20 protein-coding genes are annotated in these 25,457 nt (G+C 71.5%); 10 read left to right on the forward strand and 10 right to left on the reverse strand.

Going from position 1 to position 25,457, the window contains the following annotated elements; genetic code table 11:
- Positions 1–31 precede the first annotated feature (31 nt).
- The 8 genes from HYQ63_RS31775 to HYQ63_RS31810 all read left to right on the forward strand — a co-directional run bounded on the left by HYQ63_RS31775 (position 32) and on the right by HYQ63_RS31810 (position 10,907).
- Positions 32–949, forward strand: a complete 918-nt coding sequence (locus HYQ63_RS31775; protein ID WP_179937237.1) for a carbohydrate ABC transporter permease — start codon at positions 32–34, stop codon at positions 947–949.
- 61 nt (positions 950–1,010) lie between these two features.
- Entirely contained in the window at positions 1,011–1,955 is a 945-nt protein-coding gene (locus HYQ63_RS31780) for a carbohydrate ABC transporter permease (RefSeq protein ID WP_179937238.1), read from the forward strand.
- Positions 1,956–2,225: 270 nt separating this feature from the next.
- Entirely contained in the window at positions 2,226–3,425 is a 1,200-nt protein-coding gene (locus tag HYQ63_RS31785) for an ROK family transcriptional regulator (protein ID WP_306664884.1), read from the forward strand.
- Positions 3,426–3,664: 239 nt separating this feature from the next.
- Positions 3,665–4,762 (forward strand): substrate-binding domain-containing protein, encoded by a 1,098-nt coding sequence (locus HYQ63_RS31790; RefSeq protein WP_179937240.1) that lies wholly within the window; start codon positions 3,665–3,667, stop codon positions 4,760–4,762.
- 134 nt (positions 4,763–4,896) lie between these two features.
- Positions 4,897–5,685, forward strand: coding sequence for an ATP-binding cassette domain-containing protein (locus tag HYQ63_RS31795; protein ID WP_179937241.1), 789 nt, complete (start codon positions 4,897–4,899; stop codon positions 5,683–5,685).
- The gene (locus HYQ63_RS31800; RefSeq protein WP_179937242.1) at positions 5,682–7,022 is read left to right on the forward strand and encodes a sugar ABC transporter permease; all 1,341 of its coding nucleotides are present in this window, start codon (positions 5,682–5,684) and stop codon (positions 7,020–7,022) included. Before HYQ63_RS31795 ends, HYQ63_RS31800 begins: the two co-directional genes overlap by 4 nt.
- 163 nt (positions 7,023–7,185) lie before the next feature.
- Complete coding sequence (gene dxs, locus HYQ63_RS31805) at positions 7,186–9,174, forward strand: 1-deoxy-D-xylulose-5-phosphate synthase (protein WP_179937243.1); 1,989 nt, start codon at positions 7,186–7,188, stop codon at positions 9,172–9,174.
- Between the two features lie 185 nt (positions 9,175–9,359).
- Entirely contained in the window at positions 9,360–10,907 is a 1,548-nt protein-coding gene (locus HYQ63_RS31810; RefSeq protein WP_373689224.1) for an amino acid permease, read from the forward strand.
- A gap of 48 nt (positions 10,908–10,955) precedes the next feature.
- On the opposite strand, the gene HYQ63_RS31815 is transcribed toward HYQ63_RS31810, so the two are convergent.
- Positions 10,956–11,360, reverse strand: coding sequence for an NTP pyrophosphohydrolase (locus HYQ63_RS31815; protein ID WP_179937244.1), 405 nt, complete (start codon positions 11,358–11,360; stop codon positions 10,956–10,958).
- A gap of 67 nt (positions 11,361–11,427) precedes the next feature.
- On the opposite strand from HYQ63_RS31815, the gene HYQ63_RS31820 reads away from it, so the two are divergent.
- Complete coding sequence (locus HYQ63_RS31820) at positions 11,428–12,474, forward strand: hypothetical protein (RefSeq protein WP_179937245.1); 1,047 nt, start codon at positions 11,428–11,430, stop codon at positions 12,472–12,474.
- An 89-nt stretch (positions 12,475–12,563) separates the two neighbouring features.
- Here HYQ63_RS31820 and HYQ63_RS31825 read toward each other — a convergent pair whose 3' ends face one another.
- The 5 genes from HYQ63_RS31825 to HYQ63_RS31845 all read right to left on the reverse strand — a co-directional run bounded on the left by HYQ63_RS31825 (position 12,564) and on the right by HYQ63_RS31845 (position 19,141).
- Positions 12,564–14,693 (reverse strand): 3-hydroxyacyl-CoA dehydrogenase NAD-binding domain-containing protein, encoded by a 2,130-nt coding sequence (locus HYQ63_RS31825; protein ID WP_179937246.1) that lies wholly within the window; start codon positions 14,691–14,693, stop codon positions 12,564–12,566.
- Positions 14,690–15,907 carry an acetyl-CoA C-acyltransferase gene (locus HYQ63_RS31830; RefSeq protein ID WP_179937247.1) on the reverse strand — a complete coding sequence of 406 codons (1,218 nt, stop codon included), beginning with the start codon at positions 15,905–15,907 and terminating at the stop codon, positions 14,690–14,692. Before HYQ63_RS31830 ends, HYQ63_RS31825 begins: the two co-directional genes overlap by 4 nt.
- Positions 15,908–16,110: 203 nt before the next feature.
- Positions 16,111–17,388, reverse strand: a complete 1,278-nt coding sequence (locus HYQ63_RS31835) for a ribonuclease D (protein ID WP_179937248.1) — start codon at positions 17,386–17,388, stop codon at positions 16,111–16,113.
- Between the two features lie 106 nt (positions 17,389–17,494).
- On the reverse strand, positions 17,495–18,157 hold the full coding sequence (locus HYQ63_RS31840) for a response regulator transcription factor (RefSeq protein WP_063730929.1): 663 nt from the start codon (positions 18,155–18,157) through the stop codon (positions 17,495–17,497).
- 255 nt (positions 18,158–18,412) lie between these two features.
- Positions 18,413–19,141: a DUF3000 domain-containing protein gene (locus HYQ63_RS31845; RefSeq protein ID WP_179937249.1), complete on the reverse strand. Its 729-nt coding sequence runs from the start codon at positions 19,139–19,141 to the stop codon at positions 18,413–18,415.
- Between the two features lie 91 nt (positions 19,142–19,232).
- Here HYQ63_RS31845 and hemE point away from each other — a divergent pair, with 91 nt between their 5' ends.
- Positions 19,233–20,318, forward strand: a complete 1,086-nt coding sequence (gene hemE / locus HYQ63_RS31850) for a uroporphyrinogen decarboxylase (protein WP_179937250.1) — start codon at positions 19,233–19,235, stop codon at positions 20,316–20,318.
- A 44-nt stretch (positions 20,319–20,362) separates the two neighbouring features.
- On the opposite strand, the gene HYQ63_RS31855 is transcribed toward hemE, so the two are convergent.
- From HYQ63_RS31855 to HYQ63_RS31870, 4 genes are all read right to left on the reverse strand, one after another.
- Entirely contained in the window at positions 20,363–21,754 is a 1,392-nt protein-coding gene (locus tag HYQ63_RS31855) for an FAD-dependent oxidoreductase (RefSeq protein WP_179937251.1), read from the reverse strand.
- A gap of 48 nt (positions 21,755–21,802) precedes the next feature.
- Entirely contained in the window at positions 21,803–23,248 is a 1,446-nt protein-coding gene (locus HYQ63_RS31860) for an MFS transporter (RefSeq protein WP_179937252.1), read from the reverse strand.
- Positions 23,249–23,453: 205 nt separating this feature from the next.
- Entirely contained in the window at positions 23,454–24,248 is a 795-nt protein-coding gene (locus tag HYQ63_RS31865) for an IclR family transcriptional regulator (protein ID WP_257232271.1), read from the reverse strand.
- Positions 24,245–25,441, reverse strand: a complete 1,197-nt coding sequence (locus tag HYQ63_RS31870) for a 4-hydroxybenzoate 3-monooxygenase (RefSeq protein WP_179937253.1) — start codon at positions 25,439–25,441, stop codon at positions 24,245–24,247. Before HYQ63_RS31870 ends, HYQ63_RS31865 begins: the two co-directional genes overlap by 4 nt.
- Positions 25,442–25,457 lie beyond the last annotated feature (16 nt).

Genomic DNA, 25,457 nt, shown 5'->3' on the forward strand with positions numbered 1-25,457 from the left:
TATCCGCGAGGGAAGTCCGAGGTCGGTAGAAATGCAGCATGGTAAATACCGGTTCATCGCGGGCTTCCTGGCCCTGCCGGTGATCCTTTACGCGGTCTTCGTGATCTCGCCGTTCGTCCAGGCCATCTACTATTCGTTCACGGACTGGACGGGCCTGAGTTCCGACTTCAAGATGGTCGGGTTCAAGAACTATGACTGGCTGCTGAAGGACGACCTCTTCTGGAAAGCGGTCGGCCACAATGTCCTTCTGCTGCTGGTCGTGCCGCTGGTGACGCTCGGTCTCGGACTCTTCTTCGCCTTCATGCTCAACGTCGGCGGCCGCGGAAGGAAGAACGCGGCCGTCACGGGCGTGCGCGGGTCGAGCGTCTACAAGGTGATCTATTTCTTTCCGCAGGTGCTGTCGATCGCGATCGTCGCCCTGCTGTTCCAGTTCACCTACAACCCGCGCAACGGCGCGCTCAACGCCTTCCTCGGCGGAATCGGCCTGGACGCGCTCCAGCAGCAGTGGCTGGCCGATCCCAAGCTCGCGCTGTGGTGCCTCATGGCCGTGATGGTGTGGAGCAACGTCGGCTTCTACGTCGTCCTCTTCTCCGCCGGGATGAGCTCCATCCCCAGGGACTTCTACGAGGCCGCGCTGCTCGACGGCGCCAACCGCGTGAACACCTTCTTCCGGATCACCCTGCCGCTGCTGTGGGACACGGTCCAGACCGGCTGGATCTACATGGGCATCATCGCCCTCGACGCCTTCGCCGTCGTGCAGATCATGACGGTGGGGCCGGGCGGACCCGCCGACTCCACCCAGGTCCTGGGCTACTACGTGTACACCAAGACCTTCCACGACGGGCAGGCCGGACGCGCGACCACGATCGGCGTCGCGATGCTGATCGTCACCCTGATCTTCGCGGTCGTCGTGGGCAAGCTCGGTCGGCGCGAACGGCTGGAGTACTGATGCCGGGGCCCGCGACCGTAACCGCGCACCACCGCTCGACCGCCGACCTGGGGGGATCACAGTGACCTCGCAAGCAGAGCCCTCGGAACTCCCCGGCGTCACCAAGGACGACGAGCCGCCGCTCGCCGCCCCCGCCGGCAAGCAGCCGCCGCGCTTCACCCCCGAGGGGCGGATCGGCAGCGAGGGCAAGGTCCTCAACGTCTTCTCGCACGGCATGCTGGTGATCTGGGGGCTGCTCGTCACCATGCCGCTGCTGTGGGCGGTGATGAGCTCCCTCAAGACCGACAAGGAGATCTTCACCTCCCCCTGGGGGCTGCCCTCCGCGCTGCACTTCGACAACTGGTCGCGCGCCTGGAGCAAGTCCAACATCGGTGACTTCTTCTTCAACACCGTTCTGGTGGTGGGCTGTTCGCTGTTCGGCACGATGCTGCTGGGGGCGATGGCGGCGTATGTGCTGGCCCGGTTCGAATTCCCCGGGAAGCGCGTCGTCTACTTCATGTTCGTCGGCGGGATGAGCTTTCCCATCATCCTGGCGCTGGTGCCGCTGTTCTTCGTCATGAAGAACATGAGCCTGCTCAACACCTTCCACGGGCTGATCCTGGTCTATATCGCCTATTCGCTGCCGTTCACCGTCTTCTTCCTCACCTCCTTCTTCAAGACCCTGCCCACCTCGGTGGCGGAGGCGGCACTGATCGACGGCGCGTCCCACACCCGGACGTTCTTCCAGGTCATGCTGCCCATGGCGAAGCCCGGACTGATCAGCGTGGGCATCTTCAATTTCCTCGGCCAGTGGAACCAGTACATGCTGCCCACCGTGCTCAACACGGACGAGGACAAGCGGGTGCTCACCCAGGGTCTGGTGCAGCTCGCGGCCAGCCAGCAATACAAGGGGGACTGGTCGGCGCTGTTCGCCGGGCTGGTGCTGGCGATGCTTCCGGTGCTCGCGGCCTACATCGTCTTCCAGCGCCAGGTCCAGAGCGGACTGACCGCCGGGGCGCTCAAGTAAAACCCCGCATAGTATTCGGTATGTGAACGAAACGGATGCGATCGCTCCGTCGTACGCTGGCGGGATATCGCGATTGTGTGAGGGAAGGCGGGGAAGTCTCCTGCCACACCCTCGCTCAAAGGGCCGTCTGCCCACATCAAGGACTTGACGTGGAACAAGCGAGGCGGCTCAGCTTAGAGTTCACATGTTGGAGACAAAGCCGGGCCTCATGCTGCGGCCCGGCCGACGGAGCGGCCGGCGTGCCGCCCGTGAAGGCGGGAGTGGATGGGCGTGGAGACTCCGGGATCGCAGTCGTCGCTGCACCGGGCCAATCTCGAGCGGGTGGTCCGTGCGGTGCGCATGGCGGGCTCGCTGACCCAGGCGGAGATCGCCCGGTCCACCGGGCTGTCCGCGGCCACCGTCTCCAACATCGTGCGCGAGCTGAAGGACGGCGGAACGGTCGAGGTCACGCCCACCTCGGCGGGTGGCCGCCGGGCGCGCAGCGTCTCGCTCAGCGGGGACGCGGGCATCGTCGTGGGCGTGGATTTCGGCCATACGCACCTCAGGGTCGCGGTCGGCAACCTGGCCCACCAGGTCCTGGCCGAGGAGGCGGAGCCGCTGGATGTGGACGCCTCCTCCGCGCAGGGCCTGGACCGGGCGGAGCAGCTGGTCAACAGGCTGATCGCCGGCACCGGCCTGAGCCAGGACAAGGTCGTCGGCGTCGGCCTCGGCGTCCCGGCCCCGATAGACGTGGAGACCGGCACGCTCGGCTCGACCGCGATCCTGCCGGGCTGGGCGGGCACCAATCCGCGCGACGACCTGGCCCAGCGGCTCGGGGTGCCGGTGCACGTGGACAACGACGCCAACCTCGGCGCGCTCGGCGAGCTGGTCTGGGGCTCCGGGCGCGGGGTCGCCGACCTCGCGTACATCAAGGTCGCCGACGGTGTCGGCGCGGGGCTGGTGATCAGCGGCCAGATCTACCGCGGCCCGGGTGGCACGGCGGGCGAGATCGGCCACATCACCCTCGACGAGTCGGGTCCGGTGTGCCGCTGCGGCAACCGCGGCTGTCTGGAGACCTTCGCCGCGGCCCGCTACGTCCTGCCGCTGCTGTACTCCGCTCACGGCACGGATCTCACCATCGAGCGCATGGTGCAGCTCGCCCGGGACGGCGACCCGGGCTGCCGCCGGGTGATCGCGGACGTCGGTCGCCACATCGGCAGCGGTGTGGCGAACCTGTGCAACCTGATCAACCCCAGCCGCATGGTGCTCGGCGGTCACCTCGCCGAGGCGGGGGAGCTGGTGCTGGGCCCGATCCGCGAGTCGGTCGCGCGGTACGCCATTCCGAGCGCCGCCCGTCAGCTGGCCGTGATGCCCGGGGCGCTCGGCGGCCGGGCCGAGGTGCTGGGCGCCCTCGCGCTGGTGCTGAGCGAGATGGGCGACTCGACGCTGCTGGAGGGCGCGCTGTCGGCGGGCACCCCGGCGCTCGCCTGAGCCACCGCCGTACGCCCTGACGGCCTGCCATTCTTCCTGCCCCCGAGGACCTTTGCCGCGTCCTCGGGGGCATTTTCGTTTCCCCCGTGGGCAACTCTGGGCTGCGTTCACTCAGATAACGAATGGCACCGTTGCCATCTCGTTAAGGATTTACTTCTTGACGCCATGACGGGGTCGGAGTTGACTTCACGCCACCTCGGCCGCAATGACGCGGCCTCGTCAGGGAGGTCACCCCCGTTATGAACGCAACGATGCGTCGCGTCGCCATTGCCACCGCCGTCGTATCGATGGCCGCCTCGCTCGCCGCCTGCGGTTCGGCGAAGGAAGCCGATGACAAGGGCGAAAAGAAGAAGAAGTCGGGTCCGCTGACCATCGGGCTCCTTCTGCCCGAGGACCAGACGGCGAGATACGAGAACTTCGACCGGCCGCTGATCAAGAAGAAGATCCTGGCCGACTGCGCCGACTGCGAGATCAAGTACGTCAACGCCAAGTCGGACCCCTCGGTGCAGCAGCAGCAGGTCGACTCCATGATCACCAAAAAGGTCGACGTCATCATTCTGGATTCGGTCGACTCCAAGTCCATTGCCGGTTCGGTCAGGAAGGCCGCCGAGGCGCATATCCCGGTCGTCGCCTACGACCGGCTCGCCGAGGGCCCGGTGTCCGCGTACACGTCCTTCGACAACGAGACGGTCGGCAAGGTCCAGGGCGAGGCGCTGCTGAAGGCCCTCGGGAAGAAGGCCAAGGACGGCAAGGTCGTCATGCTCAATGGCTGGGAGGCCGACCCCAACGCCGCCATGTTCAAGAAGGGCGCGCTCTCGGTCCTCAAGGGCAAGGTGGACATCGCCAAGTCGTACGACGTCGACCGCTGGCTGGCCGAGGAGGCCAACAAGGCCATGACGGGCGCCATTTCGTCCGTCGGCAAGAGCAACATCATCGGCGTCTACTCCGCCAACGACAGCATGGCGGGCGGCGCGATCACCGCGCTCAAGAGCGGCGGCGTGAAGCCGCTGCCCCCGGTCACCGGCCAGGACGCCGAACTCGCCGGTGTGCAGCGGGTGGTGAGCGGCGAGCAGTACATGAGCGTCTACAAGTCCTACGTGGAGGAGGCGACCGCGGCCGCGAAGATGGCCATCGCCCTCGGCCGCGGTGAGAAGGTCGCCGGGACCAGTACGGTCGACAGCCCGACCACCAAGGACATCCCGGCCACGCTCATCCCCCCGGTCTCGCTGACCAAGGACAAGATCAAGAGCACCGTCGTCAAGGACGGTCTGTACTCGGTCAGCCAGATCTGCACGGCGAAGTTGAAGGCCGCCTGCGCCGCGGCCGGGCTCAAGTAGCCCCTGCCGGACCGGAGCGGGCCGCCGTGACCACACCGGCGGCCCGCCCGCCGACCCCTCTCACACCCCCGTCCGAGGGGAGAGCTCTCTCCCCTCCGTCACACAGCAGGGGACGCCCCCTGCCCGGAACGGAGATGGCCATCGTGGGATACGAACCCGTGTTGGCGTTGCGCGGGATCTCCAAGCGGTTCGGCGCCGTCCAGGCGCTCACCGACATCCACTTGGAGGTCCGCGCCGGTGAAGTGGTCGCCCTGGTGGGCGACAACGGCGCCGGAAAGTCGACCCTCGTCAAGGCGATCGCCGGAGTCGGCCCCGCCGACGAGGGCGTCCTCGAATGGCAGGGCAAGCCCGTCGAGATCGCCCGCCCGCACGACGCCCAGGACCTGGGCATCGCGACGGTGTACCAGGACCTCGCCCTGTGCGACAACATCGACGTCGTCGGCAACCTCTTCCTCGGCCGCGAGATCCTGCGCGCCGGGGTGCTGGACGAGGTCGAGATGGAGCGCCGCGCCCGCGAACTGCTGAGCACCCTGTCGATCCGCATCCCCAGCGTGCGCATCCCGATCGCCTCGCTCTCCGGCGGCCAGCGGCAGACCGTCGCCATCGCCCGGTCGATGCTGGGCGAGCCCAAGCTGGTCATCCTGGACGAGCCGACCGCCGCCCTCGGCGTCGAGCAGACCGCGCAGGTCCTGGACCTGGTCGAGCGGCTGCGCGAGCGCGGGCTCGCCGTGATCCTCATCAGCCACAACATGGCCGACGTCAAGGCGGTCGCGGACCGGGTCGCGGTGCTGCGGCTGGGTCGCAACAACGGCATCTTCGACGTCCGCACCACCTCTCAAGAAGAGATCATTTCCGCCATCACCGGCGCCACGGACAACGCCGTGACCCGCCGCAAGGCGCGCAGCGGGGAGGCCGCCAAGTGAGCACCCGTCTCGACAAGACCAATGACGCCCATGGCGGGGAGGGGGCCGGCGGGGACGGCGGCAGCAACAAGGCCCCGGCCGGTCCGGCCGACGCCGGTCCGGTCGCCAAGGACGCCGTCACCGTGGTCGATCCGCGGCTGCTGGTGCGCCAGGAGGGCTTCAAGGGCTACCTCAACGAGTTCGTCCGCAAGATGCGCAGCGGCGACCTGGGCGCGGTCCCGGTGATCGTCGGCATCGCCGTCATCTGGGCGGTCTTCCAGTGGAAGGACAGCGCCTTCCTCTCGCCCAAGAACCTCTCCGACCTGTCGATCCTCATCGGCGGCACCGGCATGATCTCGGTCGGGATCGTCTTCGTGCTGCTGCTCGGCGAGATCGACCTGTCCGTCGGATCGCTCAGCGGCCTGGCCGCGGCCACCCTCGCGGTGCTCAACGTGCGCGAAGGCGTGCCCGAGGGCATCGCCGTGATCGCGGCGCTGGCCGTCGGCGCGGCGCTGGGCGCCGTGCACGGCTTCTTCTTCGCCAGGATCGGCGTCCCGGCGTTCGTCGTCACCCTCGCCGGTCTCCTGGCCTGGAACGGGCTGATGCTCCAGGTGCTCGGCACCACCGGCACCATCGGCATCGACGACGACAGCTTCGTGCGCATGCTCACCGATCACTACTTCAGCCAGCTCGTCGCCGCCTACGGCGCGGCGACCGTAGCGGTGGCCGGATTCTTTCTCGCCCAGTTCCTGGACAGCCGGCGCCGCAAGGCGGTCGGCATACCCTCCCGGCCGCTGAGCGAGATCCTGGTGCGCACCGCCGTGCTCGCGGTGATCGTCTACGCGGCGGCCTGGCGGCTCAACGAGTACATGGGCCTGCCGCTCGCCCTGGTGATCTTCGTGGTGGTGCTGGTCGCGCTCGACTTCGTGGTGCGCCGCACCCCGTACGGACGCAAGGTGATCGCGCTCGGCGGCAGCGTCGAGGCGGCCCGCCGCGCGGGCATCAACGTGGTCGCCGTGCGGATCTCGGTGTTCGCGCTGTCCGGGCTCATGGCCGCGTTCGGCGGTCTCATGATCGCGTCCCGGATCGGCTCCGCGAGCCAGCAGGCCGGTACCGGCAACCTGCTCATGGAGGCCATCGCGGCCGCGGTCATCGGCGGCACCAGCCTCTTCGGCGGGCGCGGCTCGGTGTGGTCGGCGATGCTCGGCATGCTGGTCATCGGGTCGATCTCGTCGGGGATGAACCTGCTGGGCGTCGCGAACTCCGTGCAGTACATGATCACCGGTGCGGTGCTGCTGGCCGCCGTGGTGATCGACTCGGTGTCGCGCAGAACACAGCGCTCGGCGGGGCGTGGGTGAGGAACCTCCTCCGCTTCGGGGACGTCTTCGGGGCCGGGGGTCATGTCGACACCCTCAACCGCCCCGGAGGCGGACCGGGCCTTCCCGTAGGGCAGCATTAGACTCTCGGGGGCCAGGGGGAGCCCGGCATGGTCGGCAAGACACCCCCTGACGGCAAGGCTCGATGGAGACGCTCGACAGCAAGGAGGCACGGGTGCTGCTGACCGGCATCAGGGGACCGCGCGATCTGGACCGGCTCGCCCCGGAGCAGCTGAACCAGCTGGCCGCGGAGATCCGCACCTTTCTCGTCGACGCCGTGTCCAAGACCGGCGGGCACCTCGGGCCCAACCTGGGCGTGGTCGAGCTGACCATCGCCCTGCACCGGGTCTTCGAGTCGCCGAAGGACAAGGTGCTGCTGGACACCGGGCACCAGTCCTACGTCCACAAGCTGCTCACCGGGCGCCAGGACTTCTCGCGGCTCAAGAAGAAGGGCGGGCTGTCGGGTTACCCGTCGCGCGCCGAGTCGGAGCACGACGTCATCGAGAACAGCCACGCCTCCGCCGTCCTCGGCTGGGCCGAGGGCATCGCCAAGGCGAACGAGATCCAGGGCAAGCAGGACCATGTGGTCGCGGTCATCGGGGACGGCGCGCTGACCGGCGGGATGGCCTGGGAGGCGCTGAACAACATCGCCGCCGCGAAGAACCGCCCGCTCGTCATCGTCGTGAACGACAACGAGTGGTCGTACTCGCCGACCATCGGCGGTCTCGCGAACCATCTCGCCACCCTGCGCACCACCGACGGCTACGAGCGCTTCCTGGCCCGCGGCAAGGACCTGCTGGAGCGCACCCCGGTCGTCGGCCGCCCGCTGTACGAGACGCTGCACGGCGCCAAGAAGGGGCTGAAGGACTTCATCGCCCCGCAGGGCATGTTCGAGGACCTGGGGCTGAAGTACGTCGGCCCGATCGACGGCCATGACATCGAGGCGCTGGAGTCCGCGTTCCAGCGGGCGAAGCGTTTCGGCGGCCCGGTCATCGTGCACTGCCTCACCGAGAAGGGCCGCGGCTACACCCCGGCCGAGCAGGACGAGACCGACCGTTTCCACGGCATCGGCCCGATCCACCCCGACACCGGGCTGCCGATCTCGGCGGGCGGCGCGGACTGGACCTCGGTCTTCGGCGAGGAGATGGTCAAGCTCGGTGAGGAGCGGGAGGACATCGTCGCGATCACGGCGGCGATGCTGCACCCGGTGGGCCTCACCGAGTTCGCGAAACGGTTCCCCGAGCGGGTCTACGACGTGGGCATCGCCGAGCAGCACGGCGCCGTGTCCGCGGCGGGGCTGGCCACCGGCGGTCTGCACCCGGTCTTCGCCGTCTACGCCACGTTCCTCAACCGCGCCTTCGACCAGGTGCTGATGGATGTGGCGCTGCACAAGTGCGGGGTCACCTTCGTCCTCGACCGCGCCGGGATCACCGGTTCGGACGGGCCGTCGCACAACGGCATGTGGGACATGTCGCTCCTCCAGGTCGTCCCCGGGCTGCGGATCGCCGCCCCGCGTGACGCGAACCAGGTCCGTGCCCAGCTGCGGGAGGCCGTCGAGGTGGACGACGCCCCGACGGTGGTGCGGTACTCCAAGGGTGCGGTCGGCCCGGAGGTCGCCGCCGTCGGCCGGATCGGCGGCATGGACGTGCTGCGCGAGCCCGCGGCGAGCGCTGCGGACCACCCCGATGTGCTGCTCGTCTCGGTCGGCGCGCTGGCGCCGATGTGCCTGGAGATCGCGGACCTCCTGGACAAGCAGGGCATTTCGGCCACCGTGGTCGACCCGCGCTGGGTCAAGCCGGTGGACGAGGAGCTTCCCGCGCTCGCCGAGCGCCACCGCGTCGTCGTCACCGTCGAGGACAACAGCCGGGTCGGCGGTGTGGGCTCCGCCATCGCCCAGGCGCTGCGCGACACCGGCGTCGACATGCCGGTGCGCGACTTCGGCATCCCGCCGCGCTTCCTGGAGCACGCCTCCCGCAAGGAGGTCATGTCCGAGATCGGGCTGACCGCACCGGACATCGCCCGCCAGGTCACCGGCCTGGTGTCGCGGATCGGCGGCCGCTACGAGCAGTCGGCCGGTACGGAGGAGGCGGGCGTGGCGACGCGTCCGGCGACCGCCGAGCCGGTGCGCGACTGACGGTTTCGCTTCGAGGGCCCCGGCCCGGACCCGCGCGGTCCGGGCCGGGGCCGTTTCGTGCTCCGACCGGCCCAGCCCCGTCCCGCCTGCCCGCCCCCATCGGGTGAATCGGCGGGGCCGCCGAGTGTGCGCGCTCCGCTCCCGGGCGGTTGGCAGAACCATGACGCGCAGGGGCAGGCGTGGAGGTGTCACCGGTGAGCGAAGAGGAACCAGGCGGCGACGGAGGCCGGAACGGCCCCCGGGGCAAGGCCCGGCCGGACTATCTGCGGACGAAGTCGATCGAGCAGTCCATCCAGGACACCGAGGAGCCCGAGCACGCCCTCACCCGGTCGCTGTCCGCCCTGGACCTCACGGTCTTCGGCGTCGGCGTCATCATCGGCACCGGCATCTTCGTGCTCACCGGGGCCGTCGCCAAGGAGCAGGCGGGCCCCGCGACCGCGCTGGCCTTCGTGGTCGCGGGCGTGGTGTGTGCGCTGGCCGCGCTGTGCTACGCCGAGTTCGCGTCGACCGTGCCGGTGGCCGGGTCCGCGTACACCTTCTCGTACGCCTCGCTCGGCGAGTTGCCCGCCTGGATCATCGGCTGGGACCTGGTCCTGGAGTTCGCGCTCGGCACCGCCGTGGTCGCGGTCGGCTGGGCGGGCTACGTACGCTCCCTCCTGGACAACGCCGGCTGGCGGCTGCCCGCCGTGCTCTCCGGCCCCGACGAGGCGAGCGGCTTCACCTTCGACCTGCTGGCCGCCCTCCTGGTGCTGGTGCTGACCGCGATCCTGGTCCTCGGCATGAAGCTGTCCGCGCGCGTCACCTCCGTCGTGGTCGCGGTGAAGGTGACCGTCGTGCTGCTCGTCATCATCGCGGGCTCCTTCTTCATCGACCCGGACAACTACCACCCCTTCATCCCCGAGGCCCAGGGCACGCTGTCCGCCTCCGGGCTGAAGGCGCCGCTGATCCAGTTGATGGCCGGGTACGAGCCGACGACCTTCGGCGTCCCCGGGATCTTCACCGCAGCCGCCGTGGTCTTCTTCGCGTTCATCGGCTTCGACGTCGTGGCCACCGCGGCGGAGGAGACCAAGAACCCGCAGCACGACATGCCGCGCGGCATCCTCGGCTCGCTCTTCATCTGCACCACGCTCTACGTCGCGGTGTCCATCGTGGTCACCGGCATGCAGAAGTACAGCCGGCTGACGGTCGACGCCCCGCTCGCCGACGCCTTCAAGGCGACCGGGCACCCCTTCTACGCGGGCCTCATCAGCTTCGGCGCGGCGGTCGGGCTGACCACCGTGTGCATGATCCTGCTGCTCGGTCAGACCCGGGTCTTCTTCGCGATGAGCCGCGACGGGCTGCTGCCCCGGGTCTTCGCCAAGGTGCATCCGCGGTTCGGCACCCCGTACCGCTCGACGGTCCTGCTGGGCGTCCTCATCGCCGTGGTCGCCGGGTTCACCAGCATCAAGGAACTGGCGGCCCTGGTGAACATCGGCACCCTCTTCGCGTTCGTCGTCGTGGCGCTCGGCATCATCGTCCTCCGCCGCACCCGCCCCGACCTGCCCCGCGCCTTCCGCGCGCCGTGGGTGCCGGTGCTTCCGGTCGTGTCGGTGGCGGCGTCGGTGTGGCTGATGCTCAATCTGCCCGCGGAGACCTGGCTGCGGTTCGCGGTGTGGATGGTGCTGGGCGTCGTCATCTACGTCCTCTACGGGCGCAGGCACAGCCGGGTGACCGAGGCGGGCACGCGCCGCTGACGCCGGTGCTCCTCCCCTGACGGTGGGGGGCCGCCCCGGACTGCGGGACTATCCCCGGACGGCGCGGGGGCCCACGACCTCCGCGCCCAGCGCCGTCACCCGCTCCCGCAGCTCCCGGTCGGCGGTGACGACCAGGCAGAGCAGCCCCGGCTCGCGCGCCGCCACCAGATCCACGATCAGGTCGTCCCCGCTGCCCGGCGCGGCCTCCACGCGTACGCCCTCCACCGGCTCCACCCCGCGTGCCGCGCCCTCCACCACCAGGACGATGTCCAGCGGCGGTTGCCGGGCCCAGTCGGGGACGCCCGCGCGCTCCGGGACGCCGCTCACCGCGACCGCGCCGAGCCGGTCGCGCAGCCGCTCGGCGGCCCCGTGCCGGTCGCGCCACCAGCCGTCCGGCACCGAGCCGACCACGTTCGCTGCGTCCACGACGACGAGCCCGACGAGACCACTCATAGACCAGGCAAAATACTATGGGCGACGGGGATCAGGAAGATCGACGCGGGAAGGTTGGCGGCGGGCCATGGTGTTGCGGTTGCTCCGCGGCAAGGACGGCAGGCTCACGGCCTACGCGCCGGTGGCGGGCGGTGTCGCCCGCTGGACCGAGGAGCGTCCCGGCGGACCGGACTGGACGGGACCCTGGCTGATCGAGGTACCCGGACTCGTCCAGCTGACGGTCGCCCAGGGAGCCGACGGCTACGCCCATCTCGTGGGGCTCCGGCACAGGGAGGGCAAGGACGGGCCACAGGTCGACCTCGTCCACGCCACCCAGTTCCAGACCGGCCGTGCGCTCACCGCATGGCACGCCCTGGGCACCCCGCACCCCAAGGACCGCACCAAGGCGCAGCGGATCGGGGCACCGGCCGCGGCCGTGGACTCCACGGGCGCCCTCCGCGTCTTCGTCCGCAACGCCGGGGGCGGGGTCAGCGCGCGGCGGCAGGACCCCAAGAAGGGGACGTGGGAGCGCTGGACCGACTGGAAGGGCACGGACGTGCTGGACGGACTGTCGGCGGCCGTGACCGCCGACGGCCGTCTCGAACTGCTCGCACCGGCCGGGAAGGGCGTCTCGCTGCGCTGGTACCAGCCCACGCCCGGCGCCGCCCCGAAGCGGGGCGAGGACGTCCCCGCCGACGCCCGGCCGGATTCCGCGTCCGCGGTGGAGAGCAGCCCCGGCACCGTCACCCACTACTGGCGCGACGCGGCCAGCGGGGAGGTCCTGGCCTGGCGGCCGGAGGCCCCGGCCCCGGCGCCGCTGGGCGGGGCGTCGGGCACCGGCCCGGTCGCGGCGCTGCGCGCCCCGGTGGACGGCCACGACTGCGTCGTCCTGGCGCACCGCGACGCCTCGAGCGGCCGGCTGGCGGTCGCCGCGCATCCGGCGGAGGACGAGGCGGCGGGCGTGTGGTGGACGCCGTCCGGCGACCCCGGCGCCCAGCACCCGGCGCTGGCCCTCGACGGGCGCGGGCTGGTGGTCCTGGCCGCGCTCGCGCCGGACGGCGGTCTGCTGGTGGCGCGTCAGAAGACGGACGAACGGGGCCTGGCCCTGCGCGCCTGGTCCAGGGCCGGGGAATGACCCCGTGGCGATGACCCCGTAACGACGACACGGGCGCCGGGCGGACCATCGGCCCGCCCGGCGCCCGACATCGGCGCGGCGTTATGGAGTTACGCCGGGACGCTCGCGACCCCCGGGGCCAGGAACCGCTTCCCGTTCACCCGCTCCGAGACGCCCTCACGGTCCAGGTACGGCGTGAGGCCGCCCAGGTGGAAGGGCCACCCGGCGCCGGTGATCAGGCACAGGTCGATGTCCTGCGCCTCGGCGACGACACCCTCGTCCAGCATCAGGCCGATCTCCTGCGCGACGGCGTCCAGCACCCGGGCGCGCACCTGCTCCTCCGTCAGGACCGTGTCGCCCTGCTGGAGCAGCGCGGCGACCTCCGGGTCCAGCTCCGGCTTCCCGGAGTCGTACACGTAGAAGCCGCGCTTGCCCGCCTCGACCACGCGCTTGAGGTTCTCCGAGACCGTGAAGCGGTCCGGGAAGGCGCCGTGCAGCGTCTCGGAGACGTGCAGGCCGATTGCCGGGCCGACCAGCTCCAGCAGCACCAGCGGGGACATCGGCAGCCCGAGCGGCTCGACCGCGCGCTCCGCGACGTCGACCGGGGTGCCCTCGTCGATGACGTTCTGGATCTCGCCCATGAAGCGGGTCAGGATCCGGTTGACGACGAACGCCGGGGCGTCCTTGACCAGGACGGCGGTCTTCTTCAGCTTCTTGGCCACCCCGAAGGCCGTGGCCAGCGACGCGTCATCGGTCTGCTCGCCGCGGACGATCTCCAGCAGCGGCAGGATCGCGACCGGGTTGAAGAAGTGGAAGCCGACGACCCGCTCGGGGTGCTTCAGCTTGGACGCCATCTCGCTGACCGACAGCGAGGAGGTGTTGGTGGCGAGGATGGCGTGCTCCGGCACGACCGCCTCGACCTCGGCGAACACCTGCTGCTTGACGCCCATCTCCTCGAAGACGGCCTCGATGACGAAGTCGGCGTCCCCGAAGGCGGCGGCCTTGTCCAGCGAGCCGGTCACCGCGGCCTTGAGCCGGTTGGCCTTGTCCTGGTTGATCCGGCCCTTGAGCAGCAGCTTGTCGATCTCGTCGTGGACGTAGCCGACGCCCTTGTCGACGCGTTCCTGGTCGATGTCGGTCAGCACGACCGGCACCTCCAGGCGGCGCGCGAACAGCAGCGCGAGCTGCGAGGCCATCAGCCCCGCGCCCACCACGCCGACCTTGGAGACCGGGCGGGCGAGCGACTTGTCCGGGGCACCGGCCGGCCGCTTGGCGCGCTTCTGCACCAGGTTGAAGGCGTAGATGCCGCTGCGCAGCTCGCTGCCCATGATGAGGTCGGCGAGCGCCTTCTCCTCGGCCTCGTAGCCACGGGCGAGGTCGCCGTTGCGGGCCGCGTCGATGATCTCCAGCGCGCGGTACGCGGCCGGGGCCGCCCCGTGCACCTTGCCGTCGGCGATGGCGCGGCCGCGCACCACGGCCTCGTGCCAGGCGTCGCCGCGGTCGATCTCGGGCCGTACGATCTCCAGCTCGCCCTTGAGGACGGACGCCGTCCAGATCAGCGACTGCTCCAGGAAGTCGGCGCCCTCGAAGATGGCGTCCGCGATCCCCAGCTCGTAGACCTGCTTGCCCTTGAGCTGCTTGTTCTGGTTGAGCGAGTTCTCGATGATGACCGAGACCGCGCGGTCCGCGCCGATCAGGTTCGGCAGCAGGGTGCAGCCGCCCCAGCCGGGGACCAGGCCGAGGAACACCTCGGGCAGCGAGAACGCGGGCAGCGCGCCGGAGACGGTGCGGTAGGTGCAGTGCAGGCCGACCTCGACGCCGCCGCCCATCGCCGCGCCGTTGTAGTACGCGAAGGTGGGCACGGCGAGGGTGGACAGCCGCTTGAAGACGTCGTGGCCGCCCTTGCCGATGGCGAGCGCGTCCTCGTGGCGCTTCAGCAGCTCCACGCCCTTGAGGTCGGCGCCGACGGCGAAGATGAACGGCTTGCCGGTGATGCCGACGCCGGTGATCGCGCCGTCCGCGGCCTCCTGCTCGACCTGGTCGATCGCCGCGTTGAGGTTGGCGAGCGAGGCCGGGCCGAAGGTGGTGGGCTTGGTGTGGTCCAGCCCGTTGTCCAGGGTGATGAGCGCGAAGCGGCCCGCGTCCTGGGGGAGGTCGAGGTGGCGGACGTGCGCCTGCGTCACGACCTCGTCCGGGAACAGCTCGGCCGCTCCCTTGAGAAGCTCTGCGGTGGTAGTCACTTGTTCCCCTCGAAGTGCGGGTTCTCCCAGATCACGGTGCCACCCATGCCGAAGCCGATGCACATGGTGGTGATGCCGTAGCGGACTTCCGGCTGCTCCTCGAACTGCCGCGCCAGCTGCGTCATCAGGCGGACACCGGAGGAGGCGAGCGGGTGGCCGAAGGCGATCGCGCCGCCGTACTGGTTGACGCGCGGGTCGTCGTCCGCGATGCCGTAGTGGTCGAGGAACGACAGCACCTGGACGGCGAACGCCTCGTTGACCTCGAAGAGGCCGATGTCATCGATCGTCAGCCCGGCCTTGGCCAGGGCCTTCTGGGTGGCCGGGACCGGGCCGTAGCCCATCACCTCGGGCTCGACGCCCGCGAAGGCGAACGACACCAGGCGCATCCTGACCGGAAGGTCCAGCTCCCGGGCGAAGTCCTCGGAGGCGATCAGGGAGGCGGTGGCGCCGTCGTTGAGCCCCGCGGAGTTGCCCGCGGTGATCCGGCCGTGCGGCCGGAACGGGGTCTTCAGCGTGGCCAGGTTCTCCAGCGTGGTGCCCGGGCGCATCGGCTCGTCGGAGGTCGCGAGCCCCCAGCCGGTCTCCCCGCCCTCGGGGGTGGTGCGGCGCACCGAGACCGGCACCAGGTCCTGCTGGATCTTGCCGTTGGCGTACGCCTTGGCGGCCTTCTCCTGGCTGCGCACCGCGTACTCGTCGGCGCGCTGCTTGGTGAGGTGCGGCAGCCGGTCGTGCAGGTTCTCCGCCGTCATGCCCATGAAGAGGGCCGACTCGTCGACCAGCTTCTCGGAGACGAACCGCGGGTTCGGGTCGACGCCCTCGCCCATCGGGTGGCGGCCCATGTGCTCCACGCCGCCCGCGACGACCGCGTCGTACGCGCCGAAGGCGATGGAGCCCGCGGTGGTGGTCACGGCGGTCATCGCACCGGCGCACATCCGGTCGATCGAGTAGCCGGGGACGGACTGCGGCAGCCCGGCCAGGATGCCCGCGGTGCGGCCGATGGTCAGGCCCTGGTCCCCGATCTGGGTGGTCGCGGCGACGGCCACCTCGTCGATGCGCTCCGGCGGCAGATCCGGGTTGCGTCGCAGCAGCTCCCGGATGCACTTGACGACCAGGTCGTCGGCGCGGGTCTCGTGGTAGATGCCCTTCGGGCCCGCCTTGCCGAACGGGGTACGGACGCCGTCGACGAAGACGACGTCCCTAGCGGTACGAGGCACGTTGGCTCTCCTCCAGGTGCGGGATGGCACTGCTGCGGGCACGCCATCGGCGCGCCTCCACACCCTCATGCTACTTATGAGTAACCACGCTGCCCAGTCTTCGCCGCCGTAGCGTCGAACGTCACAGGTCGGGGCGGGGAGCCGCGCGGGAACGGACCGGCGGCCGAGGCCGCCGGTCCACGCGCGTCACATCGCGACGGAGATCACGCCGAGTCCGTCCGCAGGGCGCCGGTCAGGACCGTCGCCACCTGGTCGATCTGCCAGGGACGGGCCCCATGGCCAGCGAGGACGTCCGCCACCGCGTCCGTCGTCGGCTCCGCCGGGGGCTCCCAGCACAGCCGCCGGACCGTATCCGGGGCGATCAGGTTCTCCTGCGGCAGATTCAGCCGTTCGGCCAGCGCCGTCACCGCGGCGCGGGCCGCCGAGAGCCGGGCCGCCGCGGCGGGGTCCTTGTCGGCCCAGGCGCGCGGCGGGGGCGGACCGGCCACCGGCTGGCCGGGCTGCGGAAGTTCGGCCTCCGGCAGCTCCCGGGCCCGGTCCACCGCGGCCTGCCACTGCTCCAGCTGGCGGCGGCTCATCCGGTGGCCGAAGCCGCTGAGCGCGGACAGCGCCCGGGCGTTCACCGGCAGCGCCAGCGCGGCCTCCACGATCGCCGCGTCGCCCAGCACCTTGCCGGGCGACACGTCGCGGCGCTGGGCGATGCGGTCCCGGGCCGTCCACAGCTCGCGCACCACGGCCATCTGCCGTCGTCGCCGGACCTTGTGCATCCCCGACGTACGTCGCCAGGGGTCCTTGCGCGGCGGGGCGGGCGGGGCCGCGGCGATGGCCGCGAACTCCTGGTGGGCCCACTCCAGCTTCCCCTGCCGGGTCAGCTCCTCCTCCAGCGCGTCCCGCAGGTCGACCAGCAGCTCCACATCGAGCGCGGCGTAGTGCAGCCACGGCTCGGGCAGCGGGCGGGTCGACCAGTCGACGGCCGAATGTCCCTTCTCCAGCGCGTAGCCGAGGATGTTCTCGACCATGGCGCCGAGCCCCACCCGGGCGAACCCGGCCAGCCGGCCCGCGAGTTCGGTGTCGAAGAGCCGGTCCGGGACCATGCCTATGTCGCGCAGACACGGCAGATCCTGGGTCGCGGCATGCAGCACCCACTCGGCGTCGGCGACGGCGGCCCCCAGACCCGACAGGTCGGGGCAGCCGACGGGGTCGATCAGTGCGGTCCCCGCTCCGGCCCGGCGCAGCTGGACCAGATAGGCCCGCTGTCCGTAGCGGTAGCCGGAGGCGCGCTCGGCGTCGACGGCCACGGGGCCGTGGCCCGCGGCGAAGGCCGCGACGACTTCGGCGAGCGCGTCCGGGTCGGCGGTGACGGGCGGAATGCCCTCACGCGGCTCCAGCAAGGGGACCGGCGCCGGGGGGAGGTCGTCCGGAGGAGCGCCCCCGGTGGTTCGCAGTGTCGTCTCTGCTGCGGTCTCTTGGGCGTCGGTCACCTGTCAAGGGTAGCTGTGTACGCCGCGTACACAGGGCGCCCGTCGACGGAACGTTCCGTCGACGGGCGCGGGGCCGGTGCGCGGCGGGTGATCCCCGCCGTACGGCTCAGTGGATGATGCCGGTACGCAGCGCGACCGCGACCATGCCGGCCCGGTCGCCGGTGCCGAGCTTGCGGGCGATCCGGGCGAGGTGGCTCTTGACGGTGAGTGCGGACAGGCCCATCGAGACGCCGATGGCCTTGTTGGACTGGCCCTCCGCAACCAGCCTCAGCACCTCGACCTCGCGTCCCGACAGCTCCCGGTAGCCACCCGGGTGACCGGGGGCGCCCGGCGGGCGGCGGTGCATCCGGGCGGCGGCGGCGCCGATGGGGGCGGCGCCGGGGCGGCCCGGGATGCCCAGGTTGGTGCGGGTGCCGGTGACGACGTAGCCCTTGACGCCGCCGGCCAGCGCGTTCCGCACGGCGCCGATGTCGTCGGCGGCGGAGAGGGCCAGGCCGTTCGGCCAGCCCGCGGCGCGGGTCTCGGAGAGCAGGGTGAGGCCGGAGCCATCGGGGAGGTGGACGTCGGCGACGCAGATGTCGCGCGGGTTGCCGATACGGGGGCGGGCCTCCGCGACGGACGACGCCTCGATGACGTCGCGCACCCCGAGGGCCCACAGGTGACGGGTGACGGTGGAACGAACGCGGGGGTCGGCGACGACGACCATGGCCGTCGGCTTGTTCGGGCGGTAGGCGACCAGGCTGGACGGTTGCTCGAGGAGAACAGACACCAGGCCTCCTGGGAAGTGGTGGGACGGGTCACCACTCCTTCGGCACCGATACGGTCCAGCTTTAGGGAATGATCACGATTTGGTGAGTAACAATTCGGGCAATCTCGGTCAGACGGGGTTGCCCGAGCGCCGGAAGCGCACAGCAAAGACCCGCTGGGCGGGGCTGATGACCGCTCAGCGGGGCTGATGAACTGCCCGGCGGGGCCGGGGACTGCTCGACGGGGCCGAGGTCTGCCCGGCGGGGCCGGGGACCGTTCAGCGGGGCTGGGGGCCGCGGCGCTGGGGGAGGGACACCACCCCCGCCTCCGTGGTCCCGGCCGGGGGCAGACCGGCGATCTGGCACAGCAGATCGCACCAGGCCGCCAGGTGCGCCCCGGTGTCCGGCACGCCCAGCGGCTCCGCGGCCGCCTCGTCCGACCGCTCCGGCCGCTCCGGGCGGGCCGGCTCGGGGGACGGGTGGTCCGACGGCGTCCACGAGGCCCGGATCTCGATCCGGGTCGAGGGCTCACGCTCCCCGATCCCGCCGAAGTAGTGCGAGCTGGCGCGCGTCACCGTGCCGCTGGGCTCCGAGCAGCCGAGGCCGCGCGCCTCCAGCGCCCCGGTGAGCCACGACCAGCACACCTCGGGCAGCAGGGGATCCGCCGCGATCTCCGGCTCCAGGTCGGCGTGGATCAGCGTGACCAGCCGGAAGGTGCCGCGCCAGGAGTCATGGCCCGCCGGGTCGTGCAGCAGGATGAGTCGGCCCTCGGCCAGCTCCTCGTCGTCGTCGGCGGTGGGGTCCGTGACCACCGCTTCGAGTGCGTACGCGAACGGCGCCAGGCGGCGCGGTGGTGGGGTCGGGTCGAGCTCCACCTCGGGCCGCACCCGTGCCGCGCGCAGACCGGCGACCGCACGCCGGAAGGCGAGCGGGGCGCCTTCCCCGCCCGCGTCCGGGCCGTCAGCACCGTCAGCACCGTTCGAGACGTGTCCTTGAACCGCTGCCATGCCCGGAAGACTAGGCGCAGTGAGGGCTCCAACCGGGGAGGAACACCCGGGTTGGCGGGTCACTCGTTCGGCCCGTGCGAAGATTTGGTGCATGAGCGCCACAGAGCGGCCCTCGGGCCAGCAGCAGACCGGCCGCCCGGCGGCGAACCCCTGCGCCGATTCGGCCTTCCTCCGGGCCTGTCGACGCGAACCGGTGCCGCACACCCCGGTGTGGTTCATGCGGCAGGCGGGGCGCTCGCTGCCGGAGTACCGGAAGGTCCGTGAGGGCACCGCCATGCTGGAGTCCTGCATGCGGCCCGACCTGGTCACGGAGATCACGCTCCAGCCGGTGCGCCGTCACCGGGTGGACGCGGCGATCTACTTCAGCGACATCGTGGTGCCGCTCAAGGCGATCGGGATCGACCTCGACATCAAGCCCGGCGTCGGCCCCGTCGTGGAGCGTCCGATCCGCAGCCGCGCGGATCTGGAGCAGCTGCGTCCGCTCGACCCCGACGATGTGAAGTACGTCACCGAGGCCGTCGGATCGCTCGTCGGCGAACTGGGCGCCACCCCCCTCATCGGCTTCGCGGGCGCGCCCTTCACGCTCGCCAGCTATCTGGTCGAGGGCGGGCCGTCGCGCAACCACGAGCACACCAAGGCGCTCATGTACGGCGACCCGGAGCTGTGGGCCGATCTGCTCGACCGGCTCGCGGACATCACCGCCACCTTCCTGACGGTGCAGATCGAGGCGGGCGCCTCGGCCGTGCAGCTCTTCGACTCCTGGGTCGGCGCCCTGGCCCCGTCCGACTACCGCCGCAGCGTGATGCCCGCCTCCACGAAGGTCTTCGAGGCCGTCGCCGGGTACGGCGTGCCGCGCATCCACTTCGGCGTCGGCACCGGCGAGCTGCTCGGCCTGCTCGGCGAGGCGGGCGCGGACGTCGTGGGCGCCGACTGGCGGGTGCCGCTGGACGAGGCCGCCCGGCGGGTGGGCCCCGGCAAGGCGCTCCAGGGCAACCTCGACCCCGCCGTGCTGTTCGCGCCGCGCGAGGCCGTGGAGGCCAAGGCCGCCGAGGTGCTGGACGCGGCCCAGGGTCTTGAGGGGCACATCTTCAACCTCGGCCACGGCGTGCTGCCCACCACCGACCCGGACGCCCTGACCCGGCTCGTCGAGTACGTCCACACCCACACCGCGCGCTGACGCCCCGGCCGGACGTACCGGGCCGATGCACCGGCGGCGGGCCGTTACCGGTCCGCCGCCTCCCGTACGACGGCCGCCGCCTTGCGCGCCGCCACCTGCACCGGGTCCCACACGGGGGAGAACGGCGGGGCGTACCCCAGGTCCAGCGACGCCACCTGCTCGACCGTCATCCCGGCGGTCAGCGCGACCGCCGCGATGTCCACGCGCTTGCCCGCGCCCTCCCGGCCGACGATCTGCGCGCCGAGCAGCCGCCCCGTGCGGCGCTCGGCGAGCACCTTCACCGTCATCGGGCGGGCGTCCGGGTAGTACCCGGCGCGGCTGGTCGACTCCGCGGTGACGGCGTGGAAGCGCAGCCCGACCTCCTCCGCCTGGGCCTCCAGCAGCCCGGTGCGGGCGATCTCCAGATCGCAGACCTTGCTGACCGCGGTGCCGACCACGCCGGGGAACGTGGCGTAGCCGCCGCCGATGTTGGTGCCGATGACCTGGCCCTGCTTGTTGGCGTGGGTGCCCAGCGGGATGTGCCGGGTGCGGCCGGACACCAGGTCGAGGACCTCCACGCAGTCGCCGCCCGCCCAGATGTTGGCGTGGCCGCGGACCCGCATGGCCAGGTCGGTGAGCAGCCCGCCCGACGCGCCCAGCGGCAGCCCCGCCTCCCGGGCGAGCCCGGTCTCGGGGACCACCCCGAGGCCCAGGACGACCAGCTCGGCCGGGTATTCGCTGACCTTGGTGGCCACCCCGCGCACCCGGCCGTCCTCGCCGGTCAGCACCTCGGCGACCTCCGCGCCGGTCACGGTGTCGATGCCGAGCCCGGTCATCGCCTCCCGCACCAGCCGCCCCATGTCGGGGTCGAGGGTGGCCATCGGCTGTTCGCCGCGCTCCAGGACGGTGACCCGGCAGCCGCGGCGGGTCAGCGCCTCGGCCATCTCCACCCCGATGTATCCGGCGCCGACCACGACGGCCCGCTCGACCGTCCGGCCCTCCAGGGTCTCCAGCAGCGCCCGCCCGTCGTCCAGGGTCTGCACCCCGTGCACCCCGGGCGCGTCGATGCCGGGCATGGCGGGGCGGCGCGGGCGGGCGCCGGTGGCGATGACCAGGTCGTCGAAGCCGTGCCAGCGCTCGGCGCCGCCGGACGCGTCCAGCTCCCGGACCCGGACCCGCTGCCCGGCGACGTCGATCTCGGTGACCTCGCTGCGGAGGCGGACGTCGATGCCGCGCCCGCGATGTGCCTCCGGGGTCCGGGCGACGAGGTCGTCGGGGCCGGCCACCAGGCCCCCGGCCCAGTACGGGATGCCGCAGGCCGAGTACGACGTGAAGTGGCCGCGCTCGAAGGCGAGGATCTCCAGCTCACCCCGCTTGCTGAGCCTGCGCGCCCGGGACGCGGCGGACATCCCCGCCGCGTCGCCCCCGATGACCACCATCCGCCGTGCTGCCGCCATCGAATCCGCCCCTTCGCCGCCGAATGTCCCGCTCCGTCACGGGCCAGGCTACGAGCGGGCGGTGGGCTCGCGTACCAGGACGTACAGAACAGCACTCGTGAGCATCAGCGCGCCGTCGATGTAGACGGCGGACGTCCAGCTGCCGTAGTGGTCGAACAGGGTGCCGCTGAGCGCCGGGCTGATCACCGCGCCTATCTCCCCGACCAGGTTGAACAGGCCGAAGGCGGCACCGCGCTCGGACGCGTCGACCACGTCGTTCAGCAGGGCGTGCGCCATCGGCTGGAGGGCGTTGAAGAACAGGCTGGTGACGAAGAGCAGGACGGACATCACCAGCAGGGACGGCTTCTCCTGGGCCTGGAGATAGGCCGCGAAGACCAGCACCAGCACGCCCTGGACCACGGTGAACGCGATCAGCAGCGGCCGCCGCCCCCACCCCCGGTCCTTCGCCAGGTCCGACAGGCGGCCGCCCACCGGGAACCCGAGGATGCCCGCGCCCGCGTTGAACGTCGCGACCAGCGCCGCGTTCTGGAAGGAGCTGTGGGCGGCGTCGGCGACGATCGACACCGACCAGAAGCTGAAGAACCACAGGTTCCACATGACCGCGATGAAGGCGAAGCTGAGCAGCAGCACATTGCGGTTCCGGGAGATGGAGCCGAGCCGCGACCCGCGCCGGGCGAAGATCGCCCCGATCAGCACGAACGCGAGCACGCATTCCAGGACGGCCACGCCCCAGCTCGGCATCCCCGCCCCGTCGGCGATCAGATAGACCGCCATGACGGCCGCGCACAGCACCGCCGATATCCCCAGCAGCCGCAGGGTGGAGCCGGTGGCCTTGAGCGGGCCGCCGATGCGGCGCAGATAGACCGTGGTGATCCAGCCGAACGCGAGCGTCGCGCCGCCCAGCACCAGGAACGGCATCCGCCAGGCGTCCTCGTGGCCGAACACCTGGGCGCCCCAGTCGATCAGATAGGGCGTGCTGATGGTCGCGATCGTCAGCCCGATCGACAGCCCGGTGATGGCGACGCCCATGCCGAGACTGGTTTTCTCGGGCGGGGTCCGCTGGGCGATCAGCGAGCGGTCGTTGGAGTAGAAGACGCCCTCGCCCAGCCCGGTCAGCACCCGCAGGACGACGAACGCGATCAGCCCGCTCACCACCCCGCTGGCCAGGGTCGCCACCCCCGCCCACACCAGCGAGACCGCGAGCATCGTGCGATGCCCGAAGCGGTCCCCGAGATAGCCGCCGGGGAACTGGGTGAGCATGTAGCCCGCGAAGAAGAGGCTGCCGATCAGACCGCCGAGGGCATGCGGATGGCTGGCGGAGCCCAGCATGCCGTGGTCGTTCTCGATCAGCCAGGTCACCACCGGGCCGGTGATGGTGCGGTCGGCGTAGGAGAAGAGCCAGCCGCCCAGCAGCATGGCCCACAGCGTGTGGTACGGCTGCCAGCCGGTGCGGTGGGCCGTCGGCTCCCGCGCGGCGGTGTCCTCGGTGGTCACTTCGGGCGCCCCCCTCGGGCGTTGGGTGTTCCAGCTCGGAGCGCGGTGTGCCCCACGGAATGTGGCGCCCCACAGAATGTGGCGTGAACGCACCCCCGGCAAGGGGGTAGATCCAGGTCTTCCGTCAGCCGGAAGCCTCGGCGAGGGACTCTTGCCCCGATGCGGCGGCTTGCCGATCATGCCGGGCTGATCGACAAGCCACCCCCTAGGCGGCGGCGAGGGTACGGGATATACCGTGGGCGGCGACCCGCACCGCGGGTATCAGCCCCGGCGCCCGGCCCTCCGCGGCCGGGACCACCACCGACAGCGAGGCCACCACTTCCCCGCGCGGACCCCGCACCGGGGCGGCGATGGACAGCCCGTCCATGGTGATCTGCCGGTCGCTGACCGCGATCCCGGTGCGCCGCACCTCGGCGAGCGTGGCCCGCAGCCGCGCCGGGTCCTGAATGGTCCGCTCGGTGAACCGGCGCATCGGCCGGGCGCACACCCGCTCGCCAAGACCCGGCGGCCCGTACGCGAGCAGCACCAGGCCGACGCCCGTGGCGTGCAGCGGCCAGCGGCTGCCGACCCGGGTGCGCACATGGACCGCGGAGCGGCCGGAGATCAGCTCGACGTAGACCACTTCCAGGCCGTCGCGCACCGCCAGCTGAACGTTCTCATGGGTGGCCTCGTACAGGTCCTCCATGAACGGCAGCGCCGCCTCGCGCACCCCGACCCCGCGCGGCGACAGCGTCGCCACCTCCCACAGGCGCAGCCCGATGTGGTACGCCCCCGAGGCGTCGCGCTCCAGGGCGCCCCAGCGGGTGAGCGAGGCGACCAGCCGGTGCGCGGTGGCCAGCGGCAGCCCGGCGCGCCGGGCGAGGGCGGTGAGCGACAGCGACCGGTGCGAGGCGTCGAACGCGTCCAGCACGGCCAGCACCCGGCCCGCGACCGACCGCCCGGCGTCCGGGCGCCCCGTGTCCGGGCGGTGGCCGATCCGGGGGCCCGTCGGGGCCGTCATGACAGCGGGAGGCCGACGTAGTTCTCGGCCAGCTCGGCGGATGCGGTGGGGGAGGTGGCGATCCGGTCCAGCTGGGCGATCTGGAGCCGGTCCTCGAACGGGCTCTGCTCCGGGCGGCGGTGCAGGGTGTCCGTCATGAAGTACGAGAAGCGCTCGGCCTGCCACACCCGGGCGAGGCAGGTCGCGGAGTAGCCGTCCAGCAGCTCGGTCGACCCCGTGGTGTGGTGGTGGGCGAGCGCGCGGGCCAGGGTGACCACGTCGCCGACCGCGAGGTTGAGCCCCTTGGCCCCGGTCGGCGGCACGATGTGCGCCGCGTCGCCCGCCAGGAAGAGGCGGCCGTGGCGCATGGGCTCCTGCACGAAGCTGCGCATCGGGGTCACCGACGTGGCGGTGATCGGGCCCCGCTCCAGGCGCCAGCCGCTGTCGCCATCGCCGCCGTCGAGCGCGAAGCGGGCGGACAGCTCGTCCCAGATCTGCTCGTCGGACCAGTCGGCGGGGTCGGTGTCGTTCGGCACCTGGAGGTAGAGCCGGGAGACCTGCGGGGAGCGCATGCTGTGCAGCGCGAAGCCGCGCTGATGGCGGGCGTAGATCAACTCCTCGCAGGACGGCGGCACATCGGCCAGCACCCCCAGCCAGGAGTAGGGATAGGTGCGCTCGAAGGTGCGGACCCGGTCGGCCGGGACCGCGCGCCGGGCGATGCCGTGGAAGCCGTCGCAGCCCGCCACGAAGTCGCAGCTCAGCGTCTCTTCCCGGCCCTCGTGGCGGAAGCGGATGACCGGGGCCCCGGAATCCGGCTTCTCGATCGCCAGGGCCTCGGCCTCGAACAGCAGGGGAGGACCCCCGGGGTCGGCGAGCTGGAGCCGGACCAGATCCTTGACGATCTCCGTCTGGGCGTAGACCGTCACCGACTTGCCGCCGGTGGCGGCGGGGAAGTCGATGCGGTGGCCGCGGCCCTCGAAGCGCAGCTCGATGCCCTGGTGCGGCAGCCCCTCGCGGTCCAGGCGCTCGGCCGCGCCGCACTCCCGCAGCACGTCCACGGTGCCCTGCTCCAGGATTCCGGCCCGCTGCCGCTGCTCGACATAGGCCCGGTCCCGGCTCTCCAGCACCACGCAGTCCACCCCCGCGCGGTGCAGCAGACGGGCGAGCAGCAGCCCGGCGGGCCCCGCGCCGATGATCCCGACCGTCGTGCGCATCGAAAGTCCCTTCGTC

Origin of the sequence: Streptomyces sp. Rer75 (assembly GCF_013414305.1) — a bacterium.
Classification (GTDB): domain Bacteria; phylum Actinomycetota; class Actinomycetes; order Streptomycetales; family Streptomycetaceae; genus Streptomyces; species Streptomyces himastatinicus.

Excerpts from the sequence above, each read along its gene's own strand:
- HYQ63_RS31775 (WP_179937237.1), top strand. The coding sequence starts at position 32 with ATGCAGCATGGTAAATACCGGTTCATCGCGGGCTTCCTGGCCCTGCCG.
- HYQ63_RS31790 (WP_179937240.1), top strand. The coding sequence starts at position 3,665 with ATGAACGCAACGATGCGTCGCGTCGCCATTGCCACCGCCGTCGTATCG.
- HYQ63_RS31795 (WP_179937241.1), top strand. The coding sequence starts at position 4,897 with ATGGCCATCGTGGGATACGAACCCGTGTTGGCGTTGCGCGGGATCTCC.
- dxs (WP_179937243.1), top strand. The coding sequence starts at position 7,186 with ATGGAGACGCTCGACAGCAAGGAGGCACGGGTGCTGCTGACCGGCATC.
- HYQ63_RS31815 (WP_179937244.1), bottom strand. The coding sequence starts at position 11,360 with ATGAGTGGTCTCGTCGGGCTCGTCGTCGTGGACGCAGCGAACGTGGTC.
- HYQ63_RS31820 (WP_179937245.1), top strand. The coding sequence starts at position 11,428 with ATGGTGTTGCGGTTGCTCCGCGGCAAGGACGGCAGGCTCACGGCCTAC.
- HYQ63_RS31845 (WP_179937249.1), bottom strand. The coding sequence starts at position 19,141 with ATGGCAGCGGTTCAAGGACACGTCTCGAACGGTGCTGACGGTGCTGAC.
- hemE (WP_179937250.1), top strand. The coding sequence starts at position 19,233 with ATGAGCGCCACAGAGCGGCCCTCGGGCCAGCAGCAGACCGGCCGCCCG.
- HYQ63_RS31855 (WP_179937251.1), bottom strand. The coding sequence starts at position 21,754 with ATGGCGGCAGCACGGCGGATGGTGGTCATCGGGGGCGACGCGGCGGGG.
- HYQ63_RS31865 (WP_257232271.1), bottom strand. The coding sequence starts at position 24,248 with ATGACGGCCCCGACGGGCCCCCGGATCGGCCACCGCCCGGACACGGGG.
- HYQ63_RS31870 (WP_179937253.1), bottom strand. The coding sequence starts at position 25,441 with ATGCGCACGACGGTCGGGATCATCGGCGCGGGGCCCGCCGGGCTGCTG.